Genomic DNA, 12,621 nt, shown 5'->3' on the forward strand with positions numbered 1-12,621 from the left:
TATTTCAGGCTACTTGAAGTGATGCAAACTCACTTTCCGGGTCATCCGGATCTAAGGAGTTACTTTTTCTAGATGCTTTCTTGCGGATAAGGGTAAATAGGTGAGGCAAGACCAGTAAAGCGGTGATGGTGGAAAAAAGCAATCCTCCGATAACTGCCTGGCCTAAAGGAGCCACTTGTTCACCCCCGTCCCCCATGCCGGAAGCCATGGGAATCATGCCTGCAATCATGGCAAGGGTAGTCATGATAATCGGGCGTAGACGCGAAGAAGCAGCAAGCAGCGAAGCTAAGTTAGCCGACATTCCTTTCTCAAGCCGGTTAAATTCCGCCTGGTTTACCATCAGTACGGCATTAGATACAGATACGCCTACAGACATAATGATGCCCATATAGGATTGCAGATTAAGCGTGCTATCAAAGAGTAATAAAAACATCAAACTGCCTCCAATAACTGCCGGTACAACCGATAAAATCAGGGCAGATACTGAAAAAGACTGATAATAGGCTGCCAGCATCAGGAAAATAACGACAACGGCTACCAGCAATCCGGTTTGTAAACCACTCAGTGTTTCTGAGAGTAGCTCCAAGGTGCCTTCCCTTTTGACTAGCACACCTCGGGGTGGCTCTCCGGCATTTTTGATCGCTAGATCTACTGCTTTCGAAGCTGATCCCAGATCTTTCTGATAGGTATTGGCCAGAATAGTGACGTAGCGGTTTGGGCCTTTCCGGTTTACCTGCGCTGGTAGCTTAGTAAGTTTTAAGCTTGCCACATCTTCTAAAACAGGCCTTGGCTGACCAGCCTTCAAAGGAAGCGTGCGGAGCTTTTCTACGGACTGCATTTCGGCTTCAGGTATTTGAACCTGGGTTTGAAAAACAAGCCCTGATTTTGGATCAAGCCATAGATTTTTACTTGTGAAACGGGTAGAAGAAGTAGCCAGTGTGAGAGCTTTGGTCACATCTTGCATGGTAATGCCTAGTTGTCCTGCCCGCTGCCGGTCTACTTCTATTTCAAGACTTGGATATTCAAGTGGCTCTGCAATGCGAACATCCCGTAGAAACTCAATTCCCTTTAGTTCTTTGGCAATTTTGCCTGCATATGCGCCTGCTTGCTTAAGTTGCCCGGCAGCCACGCTAATCTGGATAGGGGTAGTAGCTCCCTGGCTCATAATCTTCTGCACCAGCTCCATGGGCTCAAAAGTTAAGGCAAGTTCAGGTAATTGCTCTTTTACCTCCTTTCTCACCCGTTCTTTCAAATCTTCCATAGAACCATCCACCAGATTTGCATCAATGGAAAGTTGCAGAACGGCTTCATGTGAGCCGCTTGTAAACATGAATATGGGATTAATGGCTGTAGCAGAGGGTTGTAATCCCACATAAGAAGAAGTGATTTTCAAGGCATCTTTGGGAAATTGCTGCTGAAAAATAGCTGTTACCTGTTTTACGTACTTTTCTGTTTTTTCCAGGCGTGATCCTGCAGGAGCCGTAATTCTTACAGCAATATCGCCGCTATCGCTAGCAGGTAATATATCTGTTCCAATCAGATAACCTCCTACACCAATCATAACCATTACGATCAGGGCATAGACGGCTATTACTTTTGGCACAAGCCTCTGGGCTTTTCTTGTCAGGGTCAGATAGTGGCTTTTAAATTTACCAAACCAGTTCGGCTTCTTTTTAGCATCCTTGGAATGGTGAGCAAAAGCATCATTTTTCATCAGCCAGTTAGCTAGAATCGGAACAAATGTTTGGGAAGCGATGAATGAGGCAATCATGGCAAAAGCCACAGCGAGTGACAAAGGCAAAAACATATCTTTGGGAATGCCACTCATCATAAAAGATGGCACCAGAACAGCCAGAATGCAAAACAGAATCAGCAGTTTCGGAATAGAGATTTCTAGTAAAGCATCCAGAATGGCTCTTTGTTTCGGCTTTTGCAGTTCAAAGTGCTGATGGATATTCTCTATCGTCACCGTTGCTTCATCCACCAGTATGCCTATGGCGAGTGCAAGGCCACTTAAGGTCATAATATTAATAGTCTGCCCAAACAGGTAGAGCATGATAACGGCTGATAAAATGGCTATTGGAATGGTCAGTACGACAATCAAGGCTCCCCGTTTATCTCCTAAGAACAGTAGCACCATTAAGCCGGTCAGCACGGCTCCCAGGATTCCTTCGTGGATCAGATTACTTAGGGCCCGCTCGATATACCCGGACTGGTCAAACACATATTTCACATCCACATCTTCTGGCAAAGCTGCTTTCAGCATGGGAATGGAGCTTTTCAGATTGTCTACTACTTCTAAGGTGGAGGCATCCGCTTTTTTAATTACTGGTAAATAAACGGAGCGTTTGCCATTGATCACCGCATAACCTGTGGTGATATCTGCCGCATCTTCTACGCTGGCAATATCCTTTACAAACACGGTGGGGCCACTGCCCACACGGACGGGTATGTCGAGAAATTCTTCCGGGCTGCGGGCAATGGAATTTACAGGGCTCATCAGATTCTGATCCTCTATGCGGATATTTCCCGCCGGGGAAGGCAAGTTGTTTTGAGCAATGGCCATGGTAATTTCTTCGGCTGAAAGCCCATAGGATTGCATTAGTTCCGGATTCACTTTAACAACCATCGTACGCACGTTTCCACCAAAAGGAGCTGGGGCAGTTACCCCCGGAATATTGACAAACATGGGCCGGATACGGGTTAAAGCAAGGGTTTGTAATTCGGTGATAGACCGCTGCGGACTCTCAAACACCAGCTGGCCAATGGGCTGTGAGCTGCCATCAAAGCGCACTACTTGTGGAGGTACAGCGCCTGGTGGTAAAAAGCCCAGCGCTCTTGATACCTGGGTAGCCACTTCGCCAGATGCCTGGGCCATATCGGTACCGGGATAAAAGGAGAGTTTCATGAGGGTAAATCCCTGCACACTCTTAAAATCAATATCCTTCACCCCACTTACAAAAATGAGCACTTTCTGAAACTCATTGGCCATAAAGCCATCCATGTAAGCAGGCGTTAATCCGCCGTAAGGCATGGCAATGTATATGGTGGGCAGTTCCATGTTTGGAAATATATCCACGTTGACTTTCCGGATGGCTGTCACAGAGAAGTAGCCAATGGCAAGAACCATCACCATGATGGTAATAGGTCTGCGCAGCGCAAATCGTATGATATTCATGTTGTGAAACTAGTTTAAAAGTGAGTGGACAGGTAAGAAAAATCGCCTGTAAATTCTGCCTTAAGAATAACTTGGTTCCAGAACTGATGGAAGGCTTCAATCTCTGATCTCTCGGCTTGCTGTAACAGCAGTTGTAATTGCAATAGCTCCGTCATAGAAATTAAGCCGCTTTCATAGCGGGTCATATACAGCGCGTAAGCTTGCCTGGCGCTGTGAACCGCAGATTTTGTGCTAATCAGTTGTTTTTGCTGTTCTGAAAGCCTTTTTTCAATCGCACGCAAGGTGGTATGGAGCTTTAATGCCTGCGTTTTATAGCGTGACTGAGAAATATGTGTATTTTGCTCCGCTAGTTTATTTTCCAGCCTGTTGTTATACACACTTGTCAGATTCCAGGTGAGCCCAATACCCACAAGATAATTATCTGCCCGGTTACCAAATCCGGCTGACCACTGCTCCCCAATGCCACCTGCCGAATAGCCGCTTCCCCTGGTGGAGATACCTCCTAAAAGAGATAAGGAAGGAAACAGATTCCGTCTGGTAAGTTGCCTTTGCACATGGGCTCTGCTTACCTCGTGTTGCAGGGTAATTAAATAGGGATGGTTGCTCACTGAATCAGGCGCTGTAAATAAGTTTGCTTCTGTAGGAGTCAGGTAAGAGGTAGTAGAGAAGCTAAGAGTATCCGTGGGAAAGGCCATGAACTCGCTTAATGCTGTTCTGCTTTCGAAGGCTTTTCCTTGCCAGTTTTCTCCTTCCCCTACAGCCTGCTGGTAAGCAGATAAAGCAAATAAAGTATCTGCACCGGGTTTCAACCCAGCTTCTGCTAAGCTTTTCGCTAAAGCAAGAATTTCCTGCATGCGGTCAGCATTTCTATGTGCCCATTCTACATTGACCTGATTATAGAGTATATCCAGGTAGCGTGAGCTGATTTCTGATCTCACCTTAATCTGAGACGCATGATACCGGCTTTTGTAAGCTTGCTCTTGTATGCTGGCTGCTTCTAACTGCTTTCCTCGCCTGCCAAACGCATAGATTTCCCAATCCATTAAAAGGGAGCCATACAGGTTAGTCATCGCATGAGGACTACCGGTTAGCTCTGCCGGACTTGCGCTGACATTGAATATACCTGGCAGCGGAAAAAAAGAGCCAATACTGCCAGCATAGCTGCCATAGGTATTCTGCAGTTGCAACTGCAGTTGAGGTAAAAACTGATGTTGAATGAGTTGTTTCTGGTAACTGGCAGCCTTGATTTGTGCCTGATCTTCTGCAAAAAGGGGATAGTTAGCTAAGGTTAGTTCCCATGCCCTCGAAAGGGATAGCTCAGAAGGCGCTTGGGAATAAGCGTGCAACTTAACAAATAGCAGAAGGATTCCTACCAGATAAAGTTTTAGCCTTATCATAGAATATGAGTAAAAATTGAAATGTGAGAAAAAGATTTACTGACTTCTCTGTAGATAAAAGAGAAGCGAAAAAGAGATCTCTTTTCCAAGCTATTGCAAGGGAAGAGATAAATTGAGGAAAGGAATCAAATTAGAAGTTTGCGCAGGCGCAGAAACAGAGCAGTATTACCTGCTAGGAAATTACCTGAAAAGGCAGGGGGAATAACTTTTCTACCTCTCTCAGTTATTAGTAAGAGGTATACGCTTGCAAGGCTTGCAGCCAGAAGGAAAAATGGATTTTTTACAGCAAAATTCTTTAAGAGCGGATTTAACTCTGTATCTGCTAGTATAGAATAGACAGCCATACTACAAGCTACGGTTGTAGCTTTCTGATCAAAATCGTATACTAGACTTTTAGCCTTCTTTTGAGAAGCCGTGCCGTTTTCTACTGGTGCACTCTTTGAGAATGCCCTTTTAAGTTCTTGCTTAAGTGGGCAGGAAAGAAGTAAACACAGCATTAAAACTGCTAAAAACATTGACCGAAAAGCGCTTACTAAAACCATCTCATCTTTGGCTGTTTTCGGTTTTGTTACATGAAATTTATTCATAAGCCATGTATTTTGTGTTCATCTATTTTATTAAATCTACACGCTTATAAAGGTGGTTTCAAGCGTTATTTGCACTGGCGCATGTTTAGACAGAAATTGCTCCATGGCTTCTACTGCCCCAATGGTAGTATCCCTCCGGTTACGGCCTAATTCTTTGGGCACTCCCTGTACGGTGATAAAGGCCACTTTATAATACCTATCCGGTTCTATAGCTCTATCATTGATAAACAAAGCCTGAATGCGGCAACCTTTGGGGTTTTCCATCTTGAAAAATACTTTTATTCCCATTGCCCGCTTTACAAAACCACCGGCTTGTTTATAAGCATCGGCAGAAAAGGTGTTTTCTAAATTATTTTCCAGCATAGCTAACATTTCTTCACCTGATAACTCTACCAGTGAGATCACAGGGTTCATTGGGGTAATATCATACAAATCATTTCTTGTAATAATACCTGCCCGAATCGGAGCACCATACCGCCATCCATTTGAAAAAGCAATCTCTGCCCCTGAGCTTTCCAGAATAGCTTTCAATAAAAAATTATCCATCGTGGATTCAAGGCAAGTACTTCTATCTAATGGTGTGGCGGTTGTTCCTACTACCTTTGATAAATGGTCTTTATAAGGAGCCATGCTTTGGTCAATTAACACTTGCATATCCTGGTCAGGCATTATTGTCTGGGATACCTCTATTAACTGATGCGTATAGTGAATGATCTTCCCTGCTTTAATCTCCAGTGCTAATTCGCCTATAAAAGCACCATGGCAGCCCGATTCAATCACAATGGTGTTACCTTGTATGATAGGCTTCGTAATCCGGTCATGGGTATGGGCATTCAGGCAGATATCTACCCCTTCAACCTCTGATAGCAGCTTCATAGTTTGAGGTAGACCCAAATGGGATAGCAAGATAATCAACTCTACTTTTTCTTCTTCACGCAAAGTCTCAATGATAGGAGGTAGTTCTTCCCGTCCGAGTGTAAAATATATCCCTTCACTAAATGAAGCAGGCATTGTTTTATCAACAATATTGTAAGCAATACCAATGATTCCTACCCGTATGCCGTTTACTTCTTTTACCAGGTAGGGAGGCAAAAAAAGCGTATCCGACTTTTTATCAAATACATTAATGGCAAGCATAGGGAAGTTGAGCCTGCTCACTAACTGTTGAAGTCTCTTCGGTCCATAGGCAAAATCCCAATGGGCAGTCATGGCATCAAATCCTACCTGATTCAATACCTCTATCATGACTTCCCCCTGTGATTGCACAGCTGGATAGGTACCATGAAAGGTATCTCCGCCATCAAAGGCTAAAACCTGGTTAGGATATTGTTTCCGTTTTTGATTAATAAGTGAAGCTATTCGGGCATAGCCGCCAGCAGGCCGGTAAACAGTACGGCCATTCTCCCAGAACCATTCCTGATGCAGCTCTAAATAAGCATGCACATCATTTAACTGTAAAATGACAAGTTTATTCCTGTTATCATTATCTGTGTCTTCCATCTTTGTGAGTTTAAATACCTGTATTAGTTTCCAGCTTTCAGATAACTCCAGCCTTCTTCTTGCTTTTTAACAATCTCAGCCACTCCTGATGGAACAGTTGTGATCCCTGGAAGTAGCGCAAACTTGTCGAGTTTACGTGATTTGAGTGTATTCTCACAGGCTGCAAATACAACTCCTTTTTTGATAAACCCGCTGATTTCTTTGGAGAATAAGCTCTCTTTGGCTAATACAAAGTCAAGGCCCTGGCTGTGATTTACAACTTCAATCTGCGCATCCGGCCACTCGGTTAATAAGTTCTGCAAATTCTTTAACAGCCCTCTTTGAGTAAGCGTATCGGCTGAAGATAACTGGAAGACGATTCTATGTCTTTGTTGCTTCTCACTTGTAGGTACAGAATTGTTTTTAGGTACCAGTGCTAGTAAAGTCATACTGACCAATACAAGGATGGCAACCCATAAATTGATACTTATATTTTTATTCAAATTCATAGTTATCTTTTGTTTGATATGTTGCTCATATAATTGCCCGTAAGCTTCATTTTAACTAAAGGTTGAACGTACATATATGAGTCATCTACTTTTACTTGGTAAGTGAGAGTAGATAGTTACTAAACTCTTCATTATCATAGTCTGCCATTCCTTCGTGTCTTGCCAGTATTTTTCCATCTTTACCCAGAATAAAAGTAGTAGGAATAGCATTTGAGTGAAAGTCAGCAGGCATACTTCCGGCAGGCAGGTATACAGGAAAAGAATACCCTTTTCTATCAATAAATTTTTTAGCCTTTTGCGGATCTTCATCTAAGGAAAGCATTACAAAAGCTACTTTCGTAGTATCCATTTTCTTATATAAGTTATGGATACTAGGCATTTCAGCGATACAAGGCGGACACCAGCTGGCCCACAAATTCATAAATACTACTTTGCCTTTCAGTTCTTGTAAGTTGATTTGCTTACCATTTAAATCCTGTAGAGGCATATTATACGCGTAGTTGCTGGTTTCTACGGTGTTCGTAGAAGACACTTGCTGAATAGGAGCAGATTCGGGTATGTCAGGTTTGCTAATACCTGTTGCTAAGACTAGGCGTTGCAAACCACCAATTACTTCTGTATGTAATCCGGTAGTAAATAAGATTACGATAATACCAATAGTAACTACCCATTGAATAATATCCTTTTTATTTCTTGTTGATTGAGTCATGATTGTAAAATTTATTGAATGAAATGGTAGCAGATCTTCTTTATAGGATATATTAAGCCTATTAATGATTAGAAATCATTGTAGCTTTTATAAAACCAAAAAGAAGATTACAATAGATTTTGAATAGTTGTACCCCAAGACAGAGGCACAATAAAATAAGACTTGCAAGGAATACAGTACAGTTACCCTCTTTTAAGAAAGAAGTAATTTATGTAATCTTAAAAAAGAAAAGTGTAGTATTTTCTACCAGCCAGTCTTAAGCCATCTTGGGAGGGCCAACGTCTGTGAGTAGATTCGGAGAAGTATAGTGTGTGGTAACACCAGGCAAATAAACTATTTGCTGAGAAAAGGTACTTTCTAAAGAATAAGCGTAGCTATAAGGTAGATTAGTTATATCTGCACCACATTGGATAACAAGTGCTTCTGCAGGTACAGACGCTTCATCGGATTGGTTTTGGTATACAACCCACGAATGACTAGTTAGCTTCTGTTTCTTTGCTTTCTTGAACTTACACTCCTTACGTATTTTAATATTACCTGTAGCAACAGAGGAGGGAATGGCCATAGCCTGTATAGCCTGCGCAAACAGATAAATAATCAAAAGTAAGCTGGCTATATACGTTCTAAGATAATACAAGATACTATGGTCTTTGGTCAATTAAAGCAACGCAAAGATAAAGAAAATAGTTGCTTTACAAAAACGACTGTCTATAACAATGAGAGAGGCACTTTGCCATGGGGTAACAGAATTATGGTAATTAAATTTGATTCCTATTTCTGTAATCACTGAAATATTTTTGGGACTTACACTTAGTTGTGTTAATAGGGGTAGATGCTAATTTATTCAAGTTGATCAAAGAGAGATAAAGCTACAAATATTGTAAATTCACTTTTATTACTTCCATTTGCCTATTGATAAACTATTTGCTAAAAAAGATTACTTTGCTGACTCCAATTTTTTAATATAGGCTTTCATTTTTACAATTTCTTCTTCTTGCGCTTTTATGATTTCATCAGCTAACTTCCTTACCTGAGGATCTTTTATATTCGCTCTTTTACTTGTGAGAATAGCAATTGAATGGTGCGGAATCATTGCTTTCATATATAGCACATCACTTATGGGAGTTTGCGTTCTCGCCAATGTCAAAGCAGTAACAAACACTAGCAAACTGGTTACTAGGACGGCTATGTTTTTCTTCCTGTTTTTGTACATAGGTTGCATAAAAGAAAGCATGATCACTGCCATTGCGGCAATCCCTAAACAGGCCATATAAAACCGGGTCAGGCTGAAATATACATGGTCCAATGCGTAGGTGTTAAAATACATAGTGATGTACATAGCAATAAAGGAGGCAACTAACATCAAAACAAATTTTGTGTAAGGCTTACTATGCTTCTGATTCATTACTTGATGGTTTTCCATTTAATAGATTTAAAGGTTATATATAATTTGTTGAGTTGTTCTAACTTGTAATAACAAATGCCTTATAAGGATTTTACGAAGATGTATTCTTTTAAGTTAGTTTATTGTTAGGCAAGCAACTGGAGTTATGTTGACGGGATTACATGCCCAACTACCTTATTAATTTTAAATGTTAATGTGTTGTATGTTGTCAGATAAAAGTGGACAAGTAAAGCAAAAACTAGTAGAGCAGAGGTAGCTAACTTTCAACAGGGATTGCTCGTGCAAAACGCTTCTTTAACTTGTCTAAGCCATTCAATTTTTCCTAGCGAAACGAGGTAAAAAGGGTGTTTTTAAAATTATTTATTCAGACCTATTTCAGACCTATGGCATCTAACTGCTTGACTGACAGCAGACAGGCGCTATACTTATAATCAGTAGGTCGTTGGTTCGATTCCGACTGGGGGCTCCGAAAAAACCGCTAAATTTGCGAAATTTGGCGGTTTTTGGTATTCAAAATTTGCAGTACCCAAAATGCAGATATATTTTTGAGAATTTTTTTAAAATCGAAAAGGGGTGTTTTTGTGCTTTTCGCTAGTAACTTTAGTAAGTGGGCATTTTTTACTACTAACTACATTCACTAAGCAATGTAAGAGTAGATAGCCAATGGGGATATAAAACATCGTACTTAAAGGCTTTGTTAGTAATCAAACCTGTTGAAGGAATTGAATGGGATTCTGCAGCTAGTATAATATGCAATATGTTCTTGGGAACAGCCATATTGTTTCTACATACATCAATTTGTTAGTTAATTTTAAACAAGCAAAACAGATGGGGCGATTCCCTTTCCTACCTATAAATCAATCGACTTTATATAAAGAGCGTATATAAAATTTCAGCATACGATCCTAGTTTTCCAATAATTTAAGTATACCTTTTGCGCAACAAGTGTAGCATATGCACATTTATGGCCCATTGGTCAACTATAGGTTGCTGTGTATAGGGCATAGTAGGCATATAATTGGGAGGCCCGAACTCTGTTAAAATCGTTAACGTTTCTCCTTTTGTTTTTTTTAGCTGCACAACTTTGTCCCACCAGGCAAAATGGGTTTCCACTGCCTCTACCCATTCCGGAGCCTGTGGGTCATTAACCTGAGGACCTTGTGCATGACCAATACGGGCATGTATATGATCTACTCTCGACAGTACCAAATCCATGGTGGTCTGTTGATCCTTCAATAAACTCTCACTTACATTACACCAATGGGATGCATCCAGCGTAATTCTCAGTTCCGGGTTTTTCTCGATGTATTGTTTAGCAATGGGAGCAGCAAATAACATGCGCGACCGGTGGGTTTCATGACAAATCCGGATGCCGGTTTTTTTGGATAGGGCTACAGTATAGTCAATAAAAGCTTTATTCTCATCTATACTGAAGTAGTCCTTTCCTGAGTGACAATTAATATACAAAGGCTTGATACCTGTATTTCCTGTGGCTGCATCAATCATTGCTTTAAAATAATCAAGATTTTCCCGCCAGTTGCTTTGATTAGCACCACAAAGGAAACCTGCCTCCAGGTTGTATTTTTTCAGAAGGGAGAATAACTCCTCCTGCTCCGTTTTTTTCATGGGCCACCATATCTCTATACCATTATATCCTTCCGCTTTTACTTTTGCACAGTAGCTATCCAAAGAGCCAGGAAAACCCCAATTGGTGGCTAGTATTTTTAGTTCAAAGGCGGCGTTCATCTGATAAGCAGATGGATGTTTGGCTGCAAATACATCCAGGGATGATAGCATTAAAGCAGTTGTAGAGGTTTGAATGAATTTTCTTCGGTTGATGCTCATTGGTTTTAGCCAGAAAAATGATTTCTTATTTTGTTGATGCTACGGATAGTTGTTGGGAAGAAGTACTTGTTTGTAAAGGGATTCCTGTGATAATTTGAAGCTTTTGCTGCTTTTGTTGCAAGGCGGCTACACCATCAGGGGTTACTTCTGTCTGCCATAGATATACTTTGCGTAAGTGTGGGAACTTTGCTAGCAGTAGAATCCCTTTATCCGTAACGGGATTGCCGTATAGATTGAGGTATTCAAGAAAAGACAAATCCAGCAGGCGATTAATGCCTTCATCCGTGATTTGGGTGTTCTCCAGATGCAGGCGTGTCAGATTTTCAAATCTGCTTATACTTGCCAGTATGCTATCAGAAACGGAAGTGCCATTCAGATCTAGGCTTACTAATTGTTCAGCCAAAGGTGCTAATGCAGATAGATCCTTCATTGCTGGGGCATTCACCTTTTTTTGCGCCTGCAGGAAAGGCTGATCTTTGGCCAATGGTAAGACTAAAAAGCCAGCGAGGTCGGCCGCTTGTAGGGCTTCTTTCGAAGCAGGATTTATCTTTTTAGCAAACACTGGATTAATCCATTTACTTTCTGCTGTTCGGTTCGCCAATGCCGCTTTAATGGTGGAGGTCTGCGTGAGTTCTTTCACCTTCTTATCTGCCGCTGCACCTCCTTGATTTATCCACCAGGCAATCAATTGCATCTCAGAATCGGTGAGCGGATCTTTGCCTTTGGGTGGCATAGCATGTTTATCTTCCGGCGGCAGCAACAAACGTTTGTAAAGCTTACTTTGGGCCACCTGACCGGCCTCTACCACAGAACCACCTTTGCCACCGGCCATCAATCCAGTAAAGTCATTTAACCGTAAATCTCCTTTCTTTTTAGCCGGATTATGGCAACTAATACAGCGGTTATCTAATATTGGCTGGATAATATCCGTATACACCACCGCTTCCGGCAGATTAGTAATTACCTTTGGTTGCTTCTTTTTATTTGCCGATCCGCTCGTAAAGGATTCCATAGAGGTGGGAAAGTAGGCGGTTAGATAATCTGCTCCATGGGTAAGAGAACCGCCATAATGGCCTGCCCCCATCATCAAAACCACTGAGAGAGTAAGCATCAGTCCATAAACCCGTTCTTGTAAACGGGTGGTATGCTTAGATAGACGTGTTTTTAAAAATAAAGCCACAACAGATGCGCCGGTCATGCCTATTCCCATCCACTGGTGTGTAGCTAAGAGATCTTCATCGTAACCACCGCCTAAGGATAGAAAATACCCGAATCCGGCTGCTAGTATAGAGCTCAACGCTCCTAAAAACAATACAAATGCACCAGCATGCCGGTAGCCATCAAAGCGAGGCAGCCGGGAAAACAGCTCAAGCAGAAAAGCGATAAGCAGAAAGCCTATAGGCAAGTGTACAAGAAGGGGGTGGAAACGTCCCAGAAACAGCACAACTTCAGGTGGGGCGGAAGTATCAAACATAAAAAACGCAAATTAATTAAAAGATCCTAATTGATGAC

The 12,621-nt window shown here is 41.7% G+C and carries 10 protein-coding genes; all 10 read right to left on the bottom strand.

Annotation, left to right across the window (positions count from 1 at the left end; genetic code table 11):
- Positions 1–4 precede the first annotated feature (4 nt).
- A complete protein-coding gene (locus tag Q0590_RS23545) occupies positions 5–3,178 on the bottom strand; it encodes an efflux RND transporter permease subunit (RefSeq protein ID WP_302040071.1) in 3,174 nt (1,057 codons plus the stop codon).
- 14 nt (positions 3,179–3,192) lie between these two features.
- The gene (locus Q0590_RS23550; RefSeq protein WP_302040072.1) at positions 3,193–4,575 is read right to left on the bottom strand and encodes a TolC family protein; all 1,383 of its coding nucleotides are present in this window, start codon (positions 4,573–4,575) and stop codon (positions 3,193–3,195) included.
- A gap of 125 nt (positions 4,576–4,700) precedes the next feature.
- Entirely contained in the window at positions 4,701–5,162 is a 462-nt protein-coding gene (locus tag Q0590_RS23555) for a hypothetical protein (protein ID WP_302040073.1), read from the bottom strand.
- 36 nt (positions 5,163–5,198) lie between these two features.
- Positions 5,199–6,662: a bifunctional metallophosphatase/5'-nucleotidase gene (locus Q0590_RS23560; protein WP_302040074.1), complete on the bottom strand. Its 1,464-nt coding sequence runs from the start codon at positions 6,660–6,662 to the stop codon at positions 5,199–5,201.
- 23 nt (positions 6,663–6,685) lie between these two features.
- Positions 6,686–7,150, bottom strand: coding sequence for a DsrE family protein (locus Q0590_RS23565; RefSeq protein WP_302040075.1), 465 nt, complete (start codon positions 7,148–7,150; stop codon positions 6,686–6,688).
- Between the two features lie 91 nt (positions 7,151–7,241).
- The gene (locus tag Q0590_RS23570; protein ID WP_302040076.1) at positions 7,242–7,859 is read right to left on the bottom strand and encodes a TlpA family protein disulfide reductase; all 618 of its coding nucleotides are present in this window, start codon (positions 7,857–7,859) and stop codon (positions 7,242–7,244) included.
- 256 nt (positions 7,860–8,115) lie between these two features.
- Positions 8,116–8,496 carry a hypothetical protein gene (locus Q0590_RS23575; protein ID WP_302040077.1) on the bottom strand — a complete coding sequence of 127 codons (381 nt, stop codon included), beginning with the start codon at positions 8,494–8,496 and terminating at the stop codon, positions 8,116–8,118.
- 300 nt (positions 8,497–8,796) lie between these two features.
- Entirely contained in the window at positions 8,797–9,282 is a 486-nt protein-coding gene (locus tag Q0590_RS23580; protein WP_302040078.1) for a DUF305 domain-containing protein, read from the bottom strand.
- A 903-nt stretch (positions 9,283–10,185) separates the two neighbouring features.
- A complete protein-coding gene (locus tag Q0590_RS23585) occupies positions 10,186–11,109 on the bottom strand; it encodes a sugar phosphate isomerase/epimerase family protein (protein ID WP_302040079.1) in 924 nt (307 codons plus the stop codon).
- A 25-nt stretch (positions 11,110–11,134) separates the two neighbouring features.
- On the bottom strand, positions 11,135–12,583 hold the full coding sequence (locus Q0590_RS23590) for a c-type cytochrome domain-containing protein (RefSeq protein WP_302040080.1): 1,449 nt from the start codon (positions 12,581–12,583) through the stop codon (positions 11,135–11,137).
- Positions 12,584–12,621 lie beyond the last annotated feature (38 nt).

The organism is Rhodocytophaga aerolata (genome assembly GCF_030503435.1).
Classification (GTDB): domain Bacteria; phylum Bacteroidota; class Bacteroidia; order Cytophagales; family 172606-1; genus Rhodocytophaga; species Rhodocytophaga aerolata.